At 69.2% G+C, this 19975-nt stretch carries 24 protein-coding genes; 8 read left to right on the top strand and 16 right to left on the bottom strand.

Annotated features, from left to right (window positions below):
• The 5 genes from RIE08_16160 to aroC all read left to right on the top strand — a co-directional run.
• Positions 1-287: HNH endonuclease signature motif containing protein (locus RIE08_16160; protein MEQ8719145.1), on the top strand; the 287-nt coding region annotated here is incomplete at its 5' end.
• Between the two features lie 101 nt (positions 288-388).
• Positions 389-1552 (top strand): CapA family protein, encoded by a 1164-nt coding sequence (locus RIE08_16165; protein ID MEQ8719146.1) that lies wholly within the window; start codon positions 389-391, stop codon positions 1550-1552.
• A complete protein-coding gene (locus RIE08_16170) occupies positions 1549-2598 on the top strand; it encodes a CapA family protein (protein ID MEQ8719147.1) in 1050 nt (349 codons plus the stop codon). Before RIE08_16165 ends, RIE08_16170 begins: the two co-directional genes overlap by 4 nt.
• A 13-nt stretch (positions 2599-2611) precedes the next feature.
• Positions 2612-4084 (top strand): AMP-binding protein, encoded by a 1473-nt coding sequence (locus tag RIE08_16175; protein ID MEQ8719148.1) that lies wholly within the window; start codon positions 2612-2614, stop codon positions 4082-4084.
• A gap of 16 nt (positions 4085-4100) precedes the next feature.
• Positions 4101-5189, top strand: coding sequence for a chorismate synthase (gene aroC / locus RIE08_16180; protein MEQ8719149.1), 1089 nt, complete (start codon positions 4101-4103; stop codon positions 5187-5189).
• A gap of 49 nt (positions 5190-5238) precedes the next feature.
• Here the strand turns inward: aroC and gcvT are convergent, their stop codons facing one another.
• The 9 genes from gcvT to RIE08_16225 all read right to left on the bottom strand — a co-directional run bounded on the left by gcvT (position 5239) and on the right by RIE08_16225 (position 10749).
• Positions 5239-6282, bottom strand: coding sequence for a glycine cleavage system aminomethyltransferase GcvT (gene gcvT / locus RIE08_16185; GenBank protein ID MEQ8719150.1), 1044 nt, complete (start codon positions 6280-6282; stop codon positions 5239-5241).
• Positions 6279-6755 carry a hypothetical protein gene (locus tag RIE08_16190; protein ID MEQ8719151.1) on the bottom strand — a complete coding sequence of 159 codons (477 nt, stop codon included), beginning with the start codon at positions 6753-6755 and terminating at the stop codon, positions 6279-6281. The genes gcvT and RIE08_16190 overlap by 4 nt, the downstream gene beginning before the upstream one ends.
• 14 nt (positions 6756-6769) lie before the next feature.
• A complete protein-coding gene (locus RIE08_16195; protein MEQ8719152.1) occupies positions 6770-7261 on the bottom strand; it encodes a MerR family transcriptional regulator in 492 nt (163 codons plus the stop codon).
• A 170-nt stretch (positions 7262-7431) separates the two neighbouring features.
• The gene (locus RIE08_16200) at positions 7432-7923 is read right to left on the bottom strand and encodes a bifunctional nuclease family protein (protein MEQ8719153.1); all 492 of its coding nucleotides are present in this window, start codon (positions 7921-7923) and stop codon (positions 7432-7434) included.
• Between the two features lie 69 nt (positions 7924-7992).
• Entirely contained in the window at positions 7993-8550 is a 558-nt protein-coding gene (gene hpt, locus RIE08_16205; GenBank protein ID MEQ8719154.1) for a hypoxanthine phosphoribosyltransferase, read from the bottom strand.
• Positions 8547-9245, bottom strand: coding sequence for a MerR family transcriptional regulator (locus RIE08_16210; protein ID MEQ8719155.1), 699 nt, complete (start codon positions 9243-9245; stop codon positions 8547-8549). The genes hpt and RIE08_16210 overlap by 4 nt, the downstream gene beginning before the upstream one ends.
• Positions 9238-9708: an FHA domain-containing protein gene (locus RIE08_16215; GenBank protein ID MEQ8719156.1), complete on the bottom strand. Its 471-nt coding sequence runs from the start codon at positions 9706-9708 to the stop codon at positions 9238-9240. Before RIE08_16215 ends, RIE08_16210 begins: the two co-directional genes overlap by 8 nt.
• A gap of 7 nt (positions 9709-9715) precedes the next feature.
• Entirely contained in the window at positions 9716-10096 is a 381-nt protein-coding gene (gene gcvH, locus RIE08_16220; GenBank protein ID MEQ8719157.1) for a glycine cleavage system protein GcvH, read from the bottom strand.
• A gap of 59 nt (positions 10097-10155) precedes the next feature.
• Positions 10156-10749: a CDP-alcohol phosphatidyltransferase family protein gene (locus RIE08_16225; protein MEQ8719158.1), complete on the bottom strand. Its 594-nt coding sequence runs from the start codon at positions 10747-10749 to the stop codon at positions 10156-10158.
• Positions 10750-10784: 35 nt separating this feature from the next.
• Here RIE08_16225 and RIE08_16230 point away from each other — a divergent pair, with 35 nt between their 5' ends.
• Positions 10785-11219, top strand: a complete 435-nt coding sequence (locus RIE08_16230) for an HIT family protein (protein ID MEQ8719159.1) — start codon at positions 10785-10787, stop codon at positions 11217-11219.
• Here the strand turns inward: RIE08_16230 and RIE08_16235 are convergent.
• The 4 genes from RIE08_16235 to RIE08_16250 are packed head-to-tail and all read right to left on the bottom strand — an operon-like array spanning position 11216 to position 15561.
• Positions 11216-12775, bottom strand: coding sequence for a DUF2079 domain-containing protein (locus RIE08_16235; protein MEQ8719160.1), 1560 nt, complete (start codon positions 12773-12775; stop codon positions 11216-11218). The two genes, RIE08_16230 and RIE08_16235, sit on opposite strands and share 4 nt — an antisense overlap.
• Positions 12772-13497: an SOS response-associated peptidase gene (locus RIE08_16240; protein MEQ8719161.1), complete on the bottom strand. Its 726-nt coding sequence runs from the start codon at positions 13495-13497 to the stop codon at positions 12772-12774. The genes RIE08_16235 and RIE08_16240 overlap by 4 nt, the downstream gene beginning before the upstream one ends.
• 15 nt (positions 13498-13512) lie before the next feature.
• The gene (locus RIE08_16245; protein MEQ8719162.1) at positions 13513-14826 is read right to left on the bottom strand and encodes a YibE/F family protein; all 1314 of its coding nucleotides are present in this window, start codon (positions 14824-14826) and stop codon (positions 13513-13515) included.
• 51 nt (positions 14827-14877) lie between these two features.
• Complete coding sequence (locus RIE08_16250) at positions 14878-15561, bottom strand: hemolysin III family protein (protein MEQ8719163.1); 684 nt, start codon at positions 15559-15561, stop codon at positions 14878-14880.
• 68 nt (positions 15562-15629) lie between these two features.
• Here RIE08_16250 and RIE08_16255 point away from each other — a divergent pair, with 68 nt between their 5' ends.
• Positions 15630-16871: a hypothetical protein gene (locus tag RIE08_16255; protein MEQ8719164.1), complete on the top strand. Its 1242-nt coding sequence runs from the start codon at positions 15630-15632 to the stop codon at positions 16869-16871.
• Positions 16872-16917: 46 nt separating this feature from the next.
• Positions 16918-17241, top strand: a complete 324-nt coding sequence (locus RIE08_16260; GenBank protein MEQ8719165.1) for a hypothetical protein — start codon at positions 16918-16920, stop codon at positions 17239-17241.
• Positions 17242-17278: 37 nt separating this feature from the next.
• On the opposite strand, the gene RIE08_16265 is transcribed toward RIE08_16260, so the two are convergent.
• From RIE08_16265 to RIE08_16275, 3 genes are all read right to left on the bottom strand, one after another.
• The gene (locus tag RIE08_16265) at positions 17279-17551 is read right to left on the bottom strand and encodes a PqqD family protein (protein ID MEQ8719166.1); all 273 of its coding nucleotides are present in this window, start codon (positions 17549-17551) and stop codon (positions 17279-17281) included.
• Positions 17551-18669 carry a nucleotidyltransferase family protein gene (locus tag RIE08_16270; GenBank protein MEQ8719167.1) on the bottom strand — a complete coding sequence of 373 codons (1119 nt, stop codon included), beginning with the start codon at positions 18667-18669 and terminating at the stop codon, positions 17551-17553. The genes RIE08_16265 and RIE08_16270 overlap by 1 nt, the downstream gene beginning before the upstream one ends.
• The coding region (locus RIE08_16275) for a class I SAM-dependent methyltransferase (GenBank protein MEQ8719168.1) at positions 18666-19975 on the bottom strand (1310 nt) is incomplete at its 5' end. The genes RIE08_16270 and RIE08_16275, both read right to left, overlap by 4 nt.

The following is a 19975-nucleotide window of genomic DNA, read 5'->3' on the forward strand; positions in this document are numbered from 1 at the left end:
GCCAGAGAACCCGCACACCCCCACCGGCCATGTGGGACGCGCTCGTCGCCCGAGACCGCTGCTGCACCGAACCCGACTGCACCACACCCGCAGAATGGTGCGACGCCCACCACATCGTCCACTGGGCCAACGGCGGCCCCACAAGCCTCGCCAACCTCACCCTCCTCTGCCGACGCCACCACACCGCCCTCCACAACGGAGAGATCGCAGTCACCGGCACCGCACCCACCCTCACAGGGCACCACCGAGCCAACGCACCACCCCACCAGGCCGATGCAGCAGCGTGAGCCGACTGCACCGATGAACCAACCACACCGATGAACTCTTCGTCCGATGAGCCCCGCAGCATCGCCTGAGGAGCCGCTGCGCCGCCGGTAACCTGTGAGGGGTGCAGGCTCGGTGGTACCCGGTTGTCTTTCTCATCGCCGTGCCACTGCTCGCGCTCGCAGTCGTCATTGGCACGACCCAGACCCTGGGCGACGCCGAGAGACCCGAGTTCGCTGCGGACGCGCCGCCGACCCCGACAGCGCAACCGACGCCCTCGCCCCTACCCGACCCGACTGCGGCTCCGACGCCCGAGTCGACGCCGACCCCCACGCCGGAACCAACTCCGGATCCCCCGGTCGTCCTCGCCTTCGGGGGCGACGTCCACTTCGAGGGCATCCTGCGGGAGGCCCTCTTCGACGACCCCGAGGGCATCCTCGATCCCTTCACGGACATCATGAGCGCAGCCGACCTCGCCGTCGTCAACCTCGAGACCGCCATCACCGAAGGCGGCGTCCCGGAGCCCAAGGAGTTCACCTTCCGGGCTCCGCCCCTCGCCCTCGACGCGCTGATTGGAGCGGGGGTGGACGTCGTCTCACTCGCCAACAACCACGGCGTGGACTTCGGCCAGACCGGGCTCACGGACACGCTCGACGCGATCTCCGAACGCGGTCTCGGCCTCATCGGGGCGGGTCGCAACCGAACCGAGGCGATCACCCCCTACTCGGTGGAGATCCGCGGCGTCAGGATCGCCATTCTGGCCGCCACCCAGGTCCTCGACGGCTTCGCCACCGGCACGTGGGTCGCCACCGACGACCGTGCGGGGCTCGTGTCGGCCCTGGGCATCGAACGGCAGTACTTCGTGGACGCCGTGGCGGCGGCCCACGAGGACCACGACGTCGTGATCGCATTCATGCACTGGGGGATCGAAAAGGAGTTCTGCCCCGCGGGAGCCCAGATCTCCATCGCCAACGACCTGGTCGCCGCCGGAGCCGATGCCGTGATCGGCACCCACGCCCACCGCATCCAGGCCGACGGGATGCTCGCGGACACGATCGTGCACTACGGGATGGGCAACCTGGTCTTCTACGCCCTCGAGGGACCGGGAACCGAGAGCGGGATATTCGAGCTGACGATCGATCCCGAGACGTTCGCGATCAGCCGCGAGTGGATTCCCGCAACCCTCGTTCGGGGCGTCGCCACCCCATATGAGCCCGACCCGGCACAGGCCGAGGAGCTCGCGGCAGTCGCCGAGCAGCGACGCAGCTGCGCGTACCTCGAACCATGACCGGCCGGCCTCCCATCTGGCTGCTGGCTCTCGTGGGCGCCGCCATTCCCCTCTACACGCTCATTGCCATCTCGGCGACCCCGGGTTCACTGCAGGACGGCTCCATCCCCGAACCGGTCGTGATCGCGTTCGGCGGCGACGTGAGCTTCGAAGGGGTCGTGGAAGAGGCCTTCGAGTCGGACCCGGCTGGCTTCCTCTCACCACTCGAGCCGCTTCTCAGCTCGGCCGACCTCGCCGTCGTCAACCTCCACACAGCGATAACCACCGGAGGTGTCGCCGAGCCGAAAACCGCGACGTATCGAGCGCCGCCCGCCGTGCTGGACGCGCTGGCCGCTTCGGGTGTGGACGTCGTGTCGCTGGCGAACGACCACGCACTCGACTACGGCGCCGCGGGGCTCTCCGACACGCTCGCCGCCATCGCAGAGCGCGACCTCGCAGCGGTCGGGCTCGGCGAGAACCGCGCCGAGGCCCTCGCTCCATTCACCGTGGCGATCCGGGGCGTGTCCATCGCCATCTTCGGCGCCACTCAGGTCCTCGACGAGGACACGATCGACACCTGGGCGGCCACGGATGACCAACCGGGGGTGGCATGGGCCAGAGCGGGAGAGCGACAACGGCTGGAGAGTGCGGTAGCCAACACCGCCGATTCGTTCGACGTCATCGTCGTGTACCTCCACTGGGGGCAACCGGGTGCGAACTGCCCGTTCGACGGCCAGATGGCGACCGCTGAGGGCCTGATAGCAGCGGGGGCCGACATCGTGGTCGGAACCCACACCCAGAGCGTCCAGGCCGACGGCACGAGCGGTCGATCCGTCGTCCACTTCGGAATGGGCAATCTGGTGGCCGACGCCACCGAGGCCCCGGCGACCGAGAGCGGGATCCTCCGTCTCACCATCTACCCCGACAGCGACCTGCTGGATCACGAGTGGCTGCCCGCAACCCTCGTCGACGGAATCGCCACGCCGTACGAGCCCGATGCCGAGGAGGCCGCTCGCCTCGACACGGTGACGGCCGAACGTCGCGAGTGCGCCGGCCTCGAACCGTGACCCGACTCAGCCGATGACCATCGTCGATTCAGGCCCTCATCCCCACCTCGGCGACCCTCTCAGGCGGGGCACTCTCCCCGCAGCATGGAAGGAACTCGCCGACGACGACTCGGACCGTCAATGCCTGACCCACGGCGACGAGACGCTCACCCGTGGCGGCCTCGACAGCCGCAGCGCAACCGCCGCGGCCCGGCTGTTCGGCGCGGGCGTGCGACGCGGCGACCGTGTCATGACGAGCGCGGCGCCCTCGCTCGATCTCGTCGCGGCGCATGTGGCGGCACTGCGTCTGGGAGCCGTCGTAGTGCCCGTCAACGGTGCGCTCGGACAACGCGAAGTCACCCACATCGCCCGTGACAGCGGCGCCCGGCTCGCAGTCACCGACGACCACCGCTGGTCCGGCTGGCTGGCGCCGGAGGTCACGGTCATTAGGCCCGACCTGCCCGTCCGTGAGGCCGAGCCCGGGTCCCTCGACGAGGTCGACGGGAACTCGCCGGCGATGATCGGCTACACGTCGGGTACCACCGGGGCGCCCAAAGGGGCCGTGCTCACCCATGGGAACCTGCTCGCAACGGCCGAGGCCGTGCGGGTTGCGTGGGGATGGACGGCCAACGACCGGCTGGTTCTCGCCCTGCCGCTGTTCCACATGCACGGTCTCGGCGTCGGCCTGCACGGAACCCTCACAGCCGGCGCACACGCGGTGCTCCTCCCCCGCTTCGACCCCGATGACGTCCTCGCAGCGGTCGACGACACGGCCGCGACGATGTTCTTCGGTGTCCCGACGATGTATTCGCGGCTCCTCGCCCACCCCGACGTCGCCCGGATGCGTCGGCTGCGCCTGTGCGTGTCGGGATCAGCTCCGCTGGCGCCCGACGCATGGCACCGCTTCCATGAGCTGACCGGCCTCGAGATCCTGGAACGGTACGGCATGACCGAGACCGGCATGCTGGTGTCCAACACACTCGCGGGTCCCCGCCGCCCGGGCAGCGTCGGCTACCCACTGCCCGGCGTGCAGGCCCGCATCGACGGGGACCCGGGAGAAGTCCTTGTCCGTGGCCCCAACGTGTTCCCGGGCTACTGGCGCAATCCGGAGGCGACGACGGCCGCGTTCGAGGACGGTTGGTTCCGCACGGGGGATCTCGCCACCGTCGGACCCGACGGCGACATCCGTCTCGTGGGACGGGCCGGTGACATGGTCATCAGCGGCGGCGAGAACGTCTACCCCCGTGAAATCGAGGACCTGCTCGTCACGATGCCCGGCGTCACCGAGGTCGCGGTCGGTAGCACCCCCGACCCGGACTGGGGGGAGATCGTCACCGCCTGGATCGTCGCCGAAGACGGTGGCACGCCCGACGTGGAGGCCGTGCGGAGTTTCCTCGCTGACGATCTCGCGGCATTCAAGCACCCGCGGATCGTCCATCTCGTCGCCGAACTGCCCCGCAACGCGCTCGGCAAGGTGCAGAAACACCGACTCGGCGCCGAGACCTAGACGTATCCTTCCCGACATGTCGAGCACCTTCGGGACCCTCTTCCGCGTCGCCACCTGGGGTGAGTCGCACGGTGGTGGCGTGGGAGTCGTCGTCGACGGCTGCCCTCCCCGCCTCCCGCTGAACACCGAAGAGATCCAACACGACCTGGACCGGCGACGCCCCGGCCAGAGCCGCCTCGTCACCCAGCGCAACGAGGCCGACACCGTCGAGATCCTCTCGGGCGTCTTCGAGGGACGCACACTGGGCACTCCGATCGGGATGCTCGTCCGCAACGCCGACGCACGCCCCGCCGCCTATGACCACCTCGCCGACGTCTACCGGCCGAGCCACGCCGATTGGACCACGGACGCGAAGTACGGGATCCGCAACCACCGCGGTGGGGGACGCGCCTCAGCTCGCGAGACGATCGGCCGGGTTGCCGCCGGCGCCATCGCTCGCAAGCTCCTCCGTGTGCTGGAGAGTGTGGAGGTGCTCGGCTGGGTCAGCAGCGTCCGGGACATCAGTGCCACAGTCGATCCAGCCACCGTGACACTCGACCGGGTCGAGAGTGACCCGACCCGCTGCCCCGATCCCGCCGCAGCCGAGGCGATGACCGCCGCCATCGAACAGGCGCGGCGCGACAAGGACTCGCTCGGTGGAATCGTGACCTGCATCGCCCGCGGAGTTCCCGCCGGGCTCGGCGAACCCGTCTTCGACAAGCTCGACGCCGATCTCGCGAAGGCGATGCTGTCGCTCCCGGCCGCGAAGGGGTTCGAGATCGGCTCCGGTTTCGGTGGGACGCTGATGAGCGGAAGCGAACACAACGACGCCTTCGAACCCGGTCCCGGCGGTGCTCCGATCACATCCACCAACCGTTCCGGCGGAGTGCAGGGAGGGATCTCCAACGGCGAGGACATCGCCATCCGGGTCGCGTTCAAGCCCACCGCGACGATCGGCTCTCCCCAGAAGACCGTCGATTCCGCGGGAAACCCCGTCGAACTCGAGGCCAAGGGCCGCCACGACCCCTGTGTGCTGCCCAGAGCGGTGCCGATGGTCGAGGCGATGGTGGCGCTCGTACTCGCCGATCACCTGTTGCGCCAGAAGTCGCTCGACGTCCTCGACTAGTCCGACTGTCTCAGCTGACCGACTCAGCTGACCTACTCAGCTGACCGACTCAGCTGACAAAGGGCGTGTCGACCACGGTCCCGAGCTCGAGACGCCCCCGGATGTCGACGGCGACCGCGGCGCCGGAGACCACCCCGGGTGGCACGAACGCCAAGGCGATACCCACCCCCAGCGTCGGGGACTGGTTCCCCGACGTAACGACCCCGACGATCTGACCGTCGACCAGCACGGGGTTGTCGTGACGCGGTGGCCGCCGGCCATCCATCCTTATCCCGACGAGATGGCGTGCCGGTCCCGCGTCGCGTTCAGCCACCAGTGCCGCCCTGCCGGGAAAGTCGCCCTTGTCGAACGCCACGACCCACGAGAGCCCGGCTTGCAACGGGGTGATCCCCGCACCGAGTTCGTGGCCGTGGAGCGGAAGCCCGGCCTCGAGGCGGAGGGTGTCACGCGCCCCGAGGCCCGCCGGCACTGCCCCTGCCCCCACGAGGCGATCCCACAACTCGCCCGCCGCGTCCACCGGGATGGCCATTTCCAGCCCGTCCTCGCCCGTGTACCCCGTCCCTGCCACGGTGACGGCCACGCCGTCGATGTCGACGGAGGCGACCCGGAACCGACCGACCTCGGCGGCCGCCGGGGAGACCTTCGCGACCGACGACCGCGCGTCGGGCCCTTGGACGGCGAGCACGGCGCGGGTGGCGGTCACGTCGTCTCCGCCGAGCGCCGCGACGACTCGGTCCGTGTTCGAGGCGTTCGGCATGACGGAGAACTCGTCGTCGCCCGTCCACCACACGATCAGGTCGTCGAGAACCGAGCCGTCGTCCGCGAGAAGATGGGTGTACTGGGCCCGCCCGATACTGATCTTGGCGAGATCGTTCGTGAGCGTCGCCTGAAGTCGCTCACGTGCGCCGGGACCACGCACCGAGACCGTACCGAGGTGTGAGACGTCGAAGAGAGCGACGGATTCGCGGCACGCCGCGTGCTCGGCGAGGGTTCCGGTGCCGTACGCGACCGGCATCTCCCATCCGCCGAAGTCGACGAGCTTCGCGTCTGCAGCGACGTGGCGGTCGTGAAGCGGGGATCTACGAAGCGTCATCTGTGCAGATCAGGACGGGCGAACCCGATCGCATCACCGAGATCGCCGAGGTCCATCAGCGTGTCGCCCTGCTCGATGGCGGGAACGATCTCACCTGTGCCTTCGAACTGGGAGGGTTCCTCGAGCCCGTACTTCACCAGCAGGCCGAGGTAGTCACGCTGGTACAGGATCTTGATCCGCAGGTGAGGGTGACGCTCGCGCAGCTGGCGTACCTTGCGGTTCTTCTTGGTGACGAGCTGCTGGCGCTGGGTCGTGATCTCCACGAAGAGGTCATAGTCCGGGAGGTGGAAGTCCGGACTGAACGCCTCGACGATGTTTCCCCGGTCATCGGTGCGCAGCGTGAAGGTGACGGGTTCGTACTGCCACTCGACACCGTAGAAATCGAGAAGGCGGGCGAACTGACGCTCGGAGTTGTGGGCGAAGGTGACCAGCTCGTGCGGCAGAGCGCCGAGAGTCGCCGACGTGGGGGGCATCGCCGCGTCGGCGCCTAGGAGTTCGCGGCTACGTCGTCGACGGACTCGTCGAGCACGACGTCGTCGCCGGCGCCGGCCGGATGCAGTTCGACGATGGCAGCGTCGAGCTCGTCCTTGACGTTGCCGAGTGTCAGGATGTTGAGAACGCCCTGGCCGTCCCGGAGGACGTCGATCAGCTCCTGATCGCTCTGAACGACGACTGAACGGCTTCCGGCGATCACGAGGTTCGCGGATGCGACGTCCTCGCCCAGGTTCTCCCGCAGGTAGCTGAACGCGTCACGGACCGACTCGAGGCGGATACCCGCGTCGAGGAGGTTCTTGATGACCTTCAGCTCGAGGAGGTCCCGGTAGGAGTACTTGCGACGCGATCCGCTGCCGTGTGCGTCGGCAACCGAGGGTCGCACGAGGTCCGTCCTCGCCCAGTAGTCGAGCTGGCGGTAGGTGATGCCGACGATCTCGGCCGCACGCTTTCCACTGAAGGTCTGCTCCACGTTCACCGTTGCCATCCCACTCCTCCGGCGTTCTGCGGTCCGACGCACCTCGGGACACGGCACATCCGGCTTCCGGGTTGGGCGGCGTCACAAGGGCGAAATTACGCCCGTGTGACAGGGTAGGTACCCGGGGGGCGCCAGTCAATGATGGTCGCGCCCCGGCCCTCCGGCCGGCGCTCGCCCGGTCAGGAGATGTCGAAGTCCTCGGGGCTCACGGAATCGATGAACTGACGGAACTGCTCGACGACCTCTTCGGGCTGCTCGTCACCGTCGTCGTCCTCATCGGTCGTCGTGTAACCGGCGCTGTCGAGGACCGACTCCGCAGCGAAGATGGGCGTGCCCATCCGCACGGCCAGCGCGATGGCATCGGAGGGACGCGACGAGACCGTGTAGGCCCGCTCACCGTGGCTGATGCGCAACTCGGCGAAGAAGGTGCGGTCCCGCAGTTCGGTGACCTCGATCCGCTCGACGGTCGCCTCGAGCTCGCCGAGGACGGTCGCCATCAGGTCGTGGGTCATCGGGCGGGGGGTCTCCACGTCTTCGAGCGCCAGCGCGATCGCGGTTGCTTCCGGGCCGCCGATGAAGATCGGCAGCAGACGTCCCTCGCCGGTCTGCTCGCGCAGGAGCACGATCGGCGAGTTCGACGGAAGTTCGACCCGTACACCCACGAGTTCCATCTCGATCACGATCGCGACCCTACCCCCGCGCGTGGCACCGCGTCGCCGCGAGCGACGTCCCCCTGATGTTCAACTGCCGTAGAGCGCAGCGACGTAGGCATCGGGGTCGGCGGCGAGAACGTCGACGTCGCCCACGACGATGTCGCGCAGGTTCCGGTAGCGGCCCGCGTAATCGAGGCCGTAGCCGAGGAGGAACTCGTCCGCGACGACGAACCCGACGTGGTCGACCGCGATGGGCAGGATCCGCCGGTCCCGCTTGTCCAACAGTGTCGCGACGCTCAGCGAAGCGGGTGAACGGCGGCGGAGCTCACCGAGCAGGTATCCCAGGCTCAGCCCGGTGTCGACGACGTCTTCGACCAGCACGACGTCGCGGCCCGTGATGTCGATGTCGAGGTCCTTCACGAGTCTGACACGGCCGCTGTCCGGGGCGAAGCGCGTCACCGCCAGGAAATCGACCTCGACGGGCACCTCGATCTCCCGGACGAGGTCGGCGAGGAAAAAGAGGCTGCCCTTGAGCACCGCCACCGCCACGAACCCGCCGGGATGGTTCCGTGAGAGTTCCGCCGCCAGTCGGCGTGTCGCCGTGGCGATCGCCGCGGCGTCGTGCACGACGGCGGGACCGGTCACGGAGGGCCGACCGACGATGAGCGCAGTGAACGCCGCAGCAGCGCCCGACGCAACTGCTCCCCCAGCCCCGCCAGCTCGCCGACGAGCTCGTAGGAACGTCGCCGACCCGCATCTCCCCCGTGGGTGGCGACCGGGGTCAGGAGCTGTTCGAGCAGTCCCGCCTCACGTTCCACCGACACGCGGTAGGACCGCAGGTGGCGGGCCTCGAGGCCGCGGTGCATCAGCCCTGCGGCGGCGCGGGCCGCGAGTAGATCGTCGCCGTCGTAGACCTTGGACCCCTCGACCATCTGCGGAGCGAGGATCGCTGCAGCCTCGAGCTCTCGCATCTGATCGGAGTCGAGCCCCGTCGTGCGCATCAGCTCGTCACGGTCGAAGCTGACCGTGCTCGGACCGAGATCGACCGGCGGAGCCGCCTCCTCGGAGGACGAACGGGCGCCCCGTGGCCCGTCGCCGGCATCCAGGCGGCTCCGGATGACCTTGAGAGGCAGGAAGTGGTCCCGCTGTTGGGTGAGTACCCAGCGCAGCTGGGCGACGTCGACATCGGAGAAGGTCCGGTAGCCCGACGGTGTGCGTTCCGGGTCCAGCAGACCCTGCGTCTCGAGGAACCTGATCTTCGAGACGGTGATGTCGGGGAAATCCGGGTGCAGCTCGGTGAGGACGTCGCCGATCGTGCGGTTTCCGGTGGGCTCATCCACCGAGAACACCGTGGCGGTAGAGGAGCTTGAAACGGCCGATCTGGACCACGTCGCCGTCGACGAGAGCGGCCTCCTCGACTCCCTCGCGGTTCACATAGGTGCCGTTGAGCGAGCCGACGTCAGCGACGATATGGGAGCCGTCCGATGCGGTCCGTACCTCTGCGTGGCGACGCGACACGGTCACGTCATCGAGGAAGATGAGGCTCTGAGGGTCACGCCCGATCGTGATGACGGGCTCGTCGAGGGCGTAGCGGGACCCCGCCTTGGGCCCGCGGTGCACGACGAAGGCCGCCCCGTCTCCGCCGGCGTCGACCTGCGGCGTGGGCTCGTCGTCCACCTCGACGTCATGGGACTCGGTCGCCTCACCCGCGTCACGGTCGGTCAGCGGGGTGCCACACGACGAGCAGAAGCGCGCGTCCAGGGGATTGCGGTGCTCACACCGTGGGCAGACGAGCGACGACACGGTCGGGTCAGTCCTCTATCAGGGCGCGGTATGCGGCGGCATCGAGGAGCTCGTCCATCTGGGCGGGATCATCGGGTTCGACGATGCAGATCCAACCTTCACCGTAGGGGTCGTCGTTGAGCCTGTCGGGGGCGTCGGCGAGTTCCGTGTTGGCTTCGACCACGGTGCCCGCCACCGGTGCGAAGAGGTCCGAGACGGACTTCGTCGACTCGACCTCGCCGAAGGTGGCGTTGCGCTCCACCCGCGCACCCACGGCCGGAAGGTCGACGAAGACGACGTCACCCAGGGCGTCCTGGGCGTAGTCGGTGATCCCGACCCTGACACGGGTGCCCTCCAGACGGGCCCACTCGTGGTCCGTCGAGTACCGCAACTCCTCGGGGATGTCCATGCCCTGACGTTAGACCACAGCTGAGACATCGGACACAAAGCCTCGACCGGAGGTAGAGGTCACCGCGAGCGGAGATCCTCGAGCGCACGTCGACCCTGGGGGATGTAGGTGAGGCCCGCGTACCAGCTGATCACCAGCGAGGGGATGCCGAAAGCCCACGCCGCGGCCTCCCAGCCCGCCGGTCCGGCGACGTCGGCATGGGAGATCAAGAAGAGCGGGAAGGCGAACATCAGCCCGAAGGTGCCGGTCTTGCCCCACCACGTCACCTCGACGATGTCGCCGTCGGCTCCGAGCGCGGCGAGCACGAGCACGCCACCGGCCACGAGCGCCTCGCGGACGACCACCACGATCGCGAACCACAGCGGCACGGACCCGTCGGCGATCATCACGGCGACGGCGACGAAGAACATCAGCCTGTCAGCGGTCGGATCGAGAATCCGACCCAGGTCGGTCGCCTGGTCCAGGCGCCGGGCGAGCCAGCCGTCCACCCAGTCGGTCGCACCTAGGGCGGCCAACAAGATGGCGGCGCTCAGGCGGTCATCGGCGACGAGTACGAGGACCGCGAACACCGGGATGCACACGAGACGGGCGAACGTCACGAGGTTCGGCAGGGTCCACACCGGCCCGAGGCCCCGTTCCTCCGTCACCGTCACCTCCCCAGCCTAGGATCGGACCGAGGAGGTCATCCATGCCCACCGTGTTCACCCGGATCATCGACGGCGAGTTCCCCGGTCATTTCGTCTGGCGCGACGAGACGTGCGCCGCGTTCTTGTCGATCAATCCCCTGACGCCCGGCCACACCCTCGTGGTCCCACGTGCGGAGGTGGACCACTGGCTGGACCTCGACGTGGCCACGAATCAACACCTCACCGCGGTGGCCCACCACGTCGGGACCGCCATCAGCACCACCTGGTCCCCGCCACGCGTCGGCACGATCATCGCCGGCTACGAGGTGCCCCACGTCCACGTGCACGTCTTCGCCACCTGGGACATGGGCGATTTCGACTTCAGCACCGCCGCCGCTTCGGTGGATCCCGACGAGTTGGCATCCAACGCGAAGACGCTGCGCGCCGCCCTGCGCGCCGCCGGCCACGACACGCAGGCGGGCGAACCCGGCGACTAGGACGTCTCGTCGGCGTCGTCCACGCTCACATCGGGCGTCGAGTCCTCGCCCGTGAACCGGAATACACGTATGCCCTCGCTGTCGGAGACGAGTTCCCAGCCGAGGCGTTGCAAGTTGATGCGGAAACCGTCGGCCTGATCGGCCTCACCGGGCGCCGTGGTCTCGTCGAGGATGATGTACTCGACGTCCGCGGCTGCGGGACCGGCAGCGTCACGGAGCCGGTCGACCTCGATCGTGTCGAGCGCGTACAAGCGGGAACGGTCCGCGATGAGCGGGAGGATGAGATCCCCGGCGCGCACCGCGGCATCCTCCGGGACCATGTCGGCAGCTTCGAGGCGCGCGCCGTCGACCACGTCACGACGACCCCACTGCCACGGTTCCTCATAGGGACTCGACGCGGCATCACGGATGAAGAACACGCTCGCGGCGAGCACGACGGCCCACACGACGCGCCTGTCCACACGCACCCGCTCAACCAGCTTGTGCCCGCTGCGTTGGAGCGCGAACACCGTGGCGACGAAGACGAAGGCCGTGATCGGAACGGTCTGTTGGGCCTCCGCGAGTTGGCCCTCGGGCACGTCCGCGGCGAGATACAGCAGGTACAGCGGCACACCCGGGAGCAGATAGCGCGGCGCGACGACCGGCAGGAACACCACCGGCGCGAGCAGCGAGACCAGGATGAAGAAGTTCTCCTGGGATGCGAGATCGCCGAGGAACTCGTGGGGAGCCGAGATGATCCCCCACAGAACGTCGTAGGGGTTGTCCTGCCCGTAGCGGTCGAAAGCCTCCACATGGGGGTAGGAACCCCCCGCGTAGGCCGGCTGCACGACCAGGATCGCGATGGCACTCCACCCGAGCCCGACGATCGACGTGGCCACCCCCGTGCGTCGGCGCCCCTCGACGACGAGCAGTACGCCGAGGCCAGCGATGGCGAGCCCGAGGTCGGCGCGGGTGGACAGCACGACGGCCACCAGCACCCAGTACGGGATCCACCGCTCCTTCAACGCGCACAGAACAGCGGCCACGAGCGCCGGGAGAGCCAGTGCCTCGGGGTGGAAATCCGCCAGGTTGATGTCGTGCACCGCGGAATACACGCCGTAGGCGAATGTCACCGCCATCGTCGAACCCATCTTCAGGTTGGCGACGTCACGAGCGATCCGCCAGATCGGCACGAGCGTGACCGCCAGGGCCAGAGATTGGATGATGAGCAGGGTCGTCACCGTGGGGAAGACGTCGACGACGACCGCGACCGGATAGACGACGAAGGCGGCCTGCTCGGCCAGGTAGTTGCCGCCGAGCAGGGTCGACTCCGGCCGGAACCCCTCGCCGATGAGCCAGGCGCTCTGGGCGAACTCGGCGAGGTCGCCGCCCGCGGACAACTCACGCGAGCGCGCCAGGGCGAGGGCCAGCAGCACCGCGAAGAGAACCGCTGCGCCACCCCACGGGGCGACGCGATCGAAGCCGTGTGTCTCTAGCCGGGCCTGCCACCGCAGGAGCTGGCGGTCGGCCTTCTGCCGCAGGGTGCGCTCGGTGACGTCGAGGGTCACGGTGCTCACGCGACACGCCCGTCGGCGTCGGTGAGCGCAGGGTTGACCACGGGATCGAGGAGGCCCTCCCCGCGAGCGCGCGGGTTGTTGACCTCGGTCGACACGGCGTGGATGGTGATCAGTTCCGACGGTGCCGCAGTGAGCAGGCTCTTCAGCGCCGCGACGTCGTCGTTCGTGTCGTCGAGCCAGGGATCCCACACCCCGTGCGGCAACATGACCGGCATCCGGTCGTGGATCTTCGCGACCTTCTCGTTGGGCGAACCGGTGATGATGGTGCAGGTCCGCACCGCAGCGGCGTCCTCGCCGGCCTCCGGGTCCCGCCAGGACTCCCACAGCCCGGCGAACGCGAACGGGGCACCGTCGGCGCGGCTTATCGCCACAGGCTGCTTGCGGTCGTCCCCCTCGATCCGGACCCACTCGTAGAACGCGTCGGCGGGGATGATGCACCTTCGCTTGCGGAATGCCGAGCGGAACGCGTTCTTCTCGGCCACGGTCTCGGCCCGGGCGTTGATCATCCGGTTCCCGATCCTGAGGTCCTTCGCCCAGAACGGCACCAGCCCCCAGCGGAAGAGGTCGAGGCTCCGATCGCCGTCACGGTCCGTGACAGTGGGGACGAGGTTCGTCGGCGCGACGTTGTAGCTCGCCTCGAGCAGGGACTCGGCGATCGTGGTGGCGCCGAAATAGGCCGCGAGCGCGTCCGGCGGGGTCGACGAGACGAAGCGACCGCACATGGGGCGCCACGGTAGTCACATCGGACGCTCGCGGGGCGCGAAGTCGTCCCAGGTGACTCGGCCCACCTCGGGCCCGTCGGCGGAGGATGCCCCACCCGGGTCTTCGTCGTCGGCCTCCCGGTCGTCCCCGTCCTCGGCGTGCGCGTCACCGCGAACGACCCAGACGGCGAGCGCGGTGGTGACCGGAACCGACGCGACCAGGCCGATGGTGCCGACCGCCGTGCGCACGATCTCCACTGCGATCAGTTCGCTCGATGCCACCTGCCCGATCGACAGTTCCGTCTCCGTGAACAACAGCAGCAGCGGCAGCGACGCTCCGGCATAGGCGAGCACGAGTGTGTTGGTCGTCGACGCGATGTGGGACCGTCCGACCCTCAGCGCGGCGGAATACAGCCGCCGTGCCCCGTACCCGGGATTCGCCCGGTGGATCTCCGAGACCGCGGCTGCCTGGGTCACCGTGACGTCGTCGAGCACACCGAGCGCGCCGATCACGATCCCCGCGAGGAGCAGGCCGCGGGGATCGATGGCATCGCGTCCGACGAGCAGGAAACGGACGTTCTCGTCGGCGATGCCGCTGAGGTTCGTCACCCGCACGAAGAGCCAAGCGAGCCCGCCGGTCAGTCCGAGGGCGGCGAAGGACCCGAGGAGAGCGACCGCGGACAGGTGGTTGAGTCCGTGGGTCGTGATGAGCGCCACCACAGCGACCACACCTGAGCCGATGAGCGCCACCGTGACCGGACTCGCACCGTCGAGGATGGCCGGCAGCGTGAACCAGGCCAGGGCGAGGAAGCTGAGCCCGAGCGACACGAGCGCCCGCACCCCCTGAAGCCCCCCCAGGGCGATGATGGCCACGGCGAAGAGCACCACCAGCCAGCCCAGCTCGGACTCCCGGTCGAAGTCGATGAACGAGTAGCGGAACCGCTCGTCGGTGACACCGGGCTGCGTCGACAGGTACACGTCGTCGCCGACTTCGAAGCGGGGGGCGAACCGGCTCGACGCGTCGATCTCCCACGTCCAGAGCTCACCGTCAGTGGGACCCGAGACGATCTCGAAGACCACCGCGTCGCAACGCACGTCCACCCCTTCGGGAACCGAGGCGCACGCCACGTCGCTGCGCACGGCGATCACGGTGGCGTCCACCGGGTCCACCACGGCCTGCCCGAGAGGACCGGTCCCCTCGTCATCAGCCGAAGGCCACATGAGCGCGACGCCGACGACGAGGAGCACCGTCATGACGGCGAGTGCGGCAGCGAGAATCCGACCGACCGGACCGAGCGGGAAGTTCAGCCAGCCGCCCTCGAGTCCATGGTGGTGATGGGCCTCGTTCACGGCCGAACGGTACCCGAGGCGACCGGCGCGATCCGGGAGCCCCGAACGCCGCTACTCCCCCGCGAGGGGCAGGGCGAAGAACGCGACCGTGACGTAGTGGCTGGCGATGGCGGCGAGGATCAGAACGTGGAAGACCTCGTGGAACCCGAACCGGGTCGGCCACGGATCAGGTCGACCACAGGCGTAGACGACAGCACCGAGGGTGTAGAGCGCGCCGCCGATCATCAACAGGCTGAACCCGCCCGAGCCCAGGCCGTCGAGGACACGGTCGATGACCGGGAGGATCGCCCATCCGACCACGACGTAGGGCACGGCCACGAGCCACGTGGGGGCCTGCGGCCACGAGAGCCGCATGACGATGCCCACCGCCGCACCGCCCCACACGACCGCGAGGATCGCCGCCCGCGCGCCACCGTCGAGCGTCGCGACGCTCACGGGCGTGTAGGTCACGGCGATGAACACGAAGATCATGGCGTGGTCCAGCGACCGCATGAACGAGCGCAGTCGGGTCGCCCAGAACACCCGGTGGTAGAAGCCCGACACGCCGAGGACGGCGACCACCCCGACCGCGTAGAGAGCCGCCAGGGCTCTCGTTCCCTCGGGGGCGAGGGCGATCACCACCGGAGCGACCGCGGCGGCGACGAAGGCCGCCACGAGGTGGGACCAGCCACGCAGTTCCGGGCGGATCGGTATCTCCGGGGCGGACATCGACGACTCTCCGGTGTCCGTCTGCACGCACATGAAGCTAGCGGCGGGGACCTCGGACCCTTGCGGCGTCGGCCCCCGCGTCGTCTCGTCGATCCATGGAATCCTTCGCCTTCACGACCGTCGCCTCGAGAATCCACGACACGAGCTCCATCGACCGGGTCACGGAACCCGTCCGTAAGCTCTTCGACCAGCTCGGAGCAGCCGCTGTACCCACGCCGGAGGCCGCCGGCGACACTCCGCTGCTCATCCTCGTCGCCACGGGCGGCACAGAGCGTGCCGTCCTCGGAGTCGTCGAGACCAGACGACACCACGTGCCGTTCGAACCAGCGGTGCTCGTCGCGCATCCCTCGCACAACTCACTACCGGCTGCCATGGAGGCGTCGGCCGCACTCACCCAGCGGGGGATCCCGAGCCGCATCCTCTACGCCGGAGGCCCCGACACGCTCGACCGGATAGCGGAGACCGTCACCGACCTCACCACGATCCACCGTCTGCACAGGACCCGACTGGGGGCCGTCGGCGACGCCTCCGAGTGGCTCGTGGCGAGCAGCCCGCCGGCACACCTGGTGCGCTCCCGCTGGGGCGTCGAGATGGTCCCGATCGACGTGGCATCCGTCGTCGAACACCACAGGGACACGACCCGACCCGACGACGGCTCGGTGGCGGTCGCGTTCGGCCGTTCACGACACGACGACCTCCGGGAGGGAGCTATAGAGACCGCCGCACGCGTACACCCCGCACTCGAGGCGGCCATCCGCGACGCGAACGTGGACGCCGTCACTGTCCGGTGCTTCGACCTGCTCGAGGACCTCGCCACCTCAGGCTGCCTCGCGCTGGCTGCACTCAACGACGCCGGGGTCGTCGCTGGGTGCGAGGGCGACGTGCCCGCCGCCCTCGCGATGCTCCTCGTCCGTCACCTCCTGGACCGACCCTCGTGGATCGCGAACCCCGCGCAGGTCGACATCCGTGAGGACCGACTGGTGCTCGCACACTGCACCGTGGCGCCGTCGCTCGTGGACGACCAGTCGCTGTCCACTCACTTCGAGTCCGGCATCGGCGTGGGCATCTCGGGGGTGTTCGCCTCGGGTCCGGCCACGATCATCAGGATCGGAGGTTCCCGACTCGACCGCATGTGGTGCAGCGACGTCGACATCGTCGCGACGGGTGACTCCCCCGACCTGTGCCGCACCCAGGCCACCGTCCAGCTCGTGGACCGCCACGTGACGGAGCTACTCGACGCACCCCTCGGAAACCACATGGTCCTCGCGCTCGGCCACCACCGCAAACGCATCGAGCGCTGGTGGCGCTTCGCTTTCGGCAGTGAGCCGACGACCTGACCGACGCGTCAGGGTGGCGTCAGGACCTGTCGCGCATACTGGCGTCATGAAGAAGCGAACGAAGATCATCACAGCCGGCGCCGCAACGGTCATCGTCGCGGGGATCGCCTCGGCCGGAGCGGTCATGGCGGCCGGAGCGGGTGACGACGAACAGCCCATCACCGGTGAGGCCCTCGACAGGGCGACCGCGGCGGCGCTCGCCGAATACCCCGACGGGCGTGTCACCGAGACCGAGATCGGCGACGAGGACAGCCTCTACGAGGTCGAGGTGACCCTCCCCGACGGCAGTCAGGTCGATGTCCAGCTCGACAGGGAATTCGCCGTGGTCGGCGCTGAAGCCGACGACGAGAGCCGCCCCGACGACGACTGACGTGAGCGAACCGGGGCTCCGCGGTCCCGCGTCACGTTCACGGGTCGACGCGGACCACGCCCCGTGCCACGAGATCCGCTAGCAGCGTCTCCACATCGCCGCGGATGCGTTCCACCTGTTCGCCGAAGTGATCGGCAAGCGCTCTGACGAGATCGTCGAGGGTGGCCGGTTCCTCCAGGAGGACCCACACGGCGTCGCCGGGCGCGGCGACGGTGAGTGTCTCGCCCCCGAGGGGCCGGAGCCACAACCCCGTTGGCGTCGACCGCCACAGCACGTCACCACTTCTGCGGTACAACGGGTCGGTCGCCATCACCGGCCCCTCAGGCGCCGCCACGCCCTGGTGACGTGCGAGCCGCGCCGCCAGTCACGCGCGGCGAGGTATTCGTCGCTCGGGCTCACGAGTGCACGCAGGTAACGTCCCCGGCGACCCACCCCGTCGAGCACTGCGACCGCGGCGAGTTGACGCAGGTAGGTACGGCCGGCGGCCAGGTTCGATGCCAACAGCAGTTTCTCTCTGCGCCCGGGTCGGTACCGGTCGGCCCATGTGACGAGGGGGTGGTCCGATGGCCAGACCCCGAGGTGGTGCCCGACGAGGTGCACCGCCCGCTGCAGGACGATCGCCTGACCCCACCGGTGGGCGGTTGCGATCACCTCGGCCACGTCGTCTCCACCCTGGCCGACGAGCAGGACCAGATCCGCCAGGGCCGAGTAGCGCACCGGGATGTCCGCGAGCGCCACGGACATCGCCGAGTAGACCGCATGGTGCACGGTGTCGAATGTGGCGAGTTCCCTGCCTGCGAGGTGGAAGGTCGGGCGATGGTCGTAGAGCTCATCGAGGGGTACGAGCAGCCCGAAGGCGCCCGGAACCAGCGTGCGGTGCAGGTCCAACTCGAAGCCGGCGGAGGTCTCGAGCATCACCTCCTTGGCGAACTCGTGGTCGAAGCCCGGTCTCAGTTCCGGGAGCGCCCGTTGTGCGCCGAGTTCGTCACCCAGGAGCTCCACCGCGGCGTCGATCGAGGCAGCGGGCACGAAGAGGTCCACGTCGGCGAACACCCGGGCCTCGGGCGCCGGATAGACCGTGTGGGCGAGAGCGACGCCCTTCGCTGTCCGCACGTCCACTCCGCCGGCCTCGAGTGCCGCGGTCGCCCTCACGGCGAGGTCCTCGACGACGAGGACGTGGCCGGCCCAGCGCTCCATGTCGGCGGCCACATCGTCGAACTGGGCGTCGGTGACGGCGAGTCGCCCGTGGACCACGAGGTGGCCGAGCATTCCCACGACCCTGTGACGGTCCGCGCTGGCACGCAGCCGACGCCACTGTGCCGCCGGAAGCGGCTCGGCCCAGGGGGCGCCTTGGGCAGCCTCGGGGTCGACCACCGCCCTGACCACGGCCGCGAGCCTGTGCAGGCGCGGACCGTGTCGCTCGCTCACGGCGCGGTTCCCCGGACGGCGGCGAGGTAGGCCCCTTCGGGAAAGCCGACCGGATGGTCGACAGGGTGGCCCGTCGTCTCGACGGAGACGAGAGCCCGGCCGTGTTCCCGGGCTGCGCCCACCACCGTCGCCGTGAAGGTGTCGGCGTTGATCCGCGAAGAACAGGATGCCTGCACGAGGCACCCGCCCGGTGCGAGGACGTCGAGCGCGGCGCCCGTCAGCTTCCGGTGCGCCTCGAGTGCGCCGTCGACCTCCGAGGCCCGTCGGGCGAACGACGGCGGATCGACGACGACGATGTCGAAGCGCTCTCGGCGCCGCCGCAGGTCTTCGAGCACGACGAACGCGTCCCCGGCGACGGTGTCGACCCGGCACTCCCCCACGGCCGCCGCGTTGCGCGCCATGTTCGCCCGCGCGGCCGCGAGTGCCGGCACGCTCTGGTCCACGAACGTGACCGAGGTCGCCCCACCGGCGGCGGCGTGGACACCGAACCCGCCGGTGCAGGAGAAGACGTCGAGTACCCGGCGCCCGCCGGCGATGGCGCCCACTGCGACCCGATTGTCGCGTTGGTCGAGGAAATGACCCGTCTTCTGGCCACGACGCAGGTCTGCACCGAACGCGAGCCCGTTCTCGAGGAACTCGGCGATGTCGGGAGTCTCACCCCGCAGCGCCGCGCCCTCCATGAGACCGTGCAGGTCGGCCGGATCGACGCTGCGGCTGGTCCGCAGCAACACCGACGCCGGCGAGGGCTCGACGAGGACGCTCAGAGCATCGAGGACCGCACGCAGGTGCACGAGAGCGGCGGCGGTGTCGATCTTGACCACCAGGTGCGGGCCGTAGGCATCGACGACGATCCCGGGAAGGCCGTCGTTCTCACCGTGGATCAGCCGGAACCCCGTCGTGGCGGGGTCCGCGATCAGGCCGGCCCGGCGGCCGACTGCGGTGGCGACACGACCGAACCACCAGTCGTCGTCGATCTTCGTCGGTGATCCAGCGTGCAGAATCCGCACACGGATCGGACCGGTCGGATCCCACAGCCCGATCGCGAGGAAGTCACGGTCGCTGTCGAAAACGACCGCCAGGTCCCCGGGCGCACCCTCATGGGAGACCGACGTGATCGAACCCTCGTACAGCCAGGGGTGCCCGCCGCGGAGCCATCGCTGCGCGTCGGCCGTGGCCCGGACAGCGAGCCGGCGGTCGGAGTGGGCCGGGACGTCCGCGAGCGTGGTCACGCCCCCATCGTCGCCGAATTCGGCGACGACGTGTCGCACCATGCCCGCCGAATCATCGTGGTGGGCCCGGCGCCACC

It is taken from the genome of Acidimicrobiales bacterium (genome assembly GCA_040219085.1).
GTDB lineage: Bacteria > Actinomycetota > Acidimicrobiia > Acidimicrobiales > JAVJTC01 > JAVJTC01.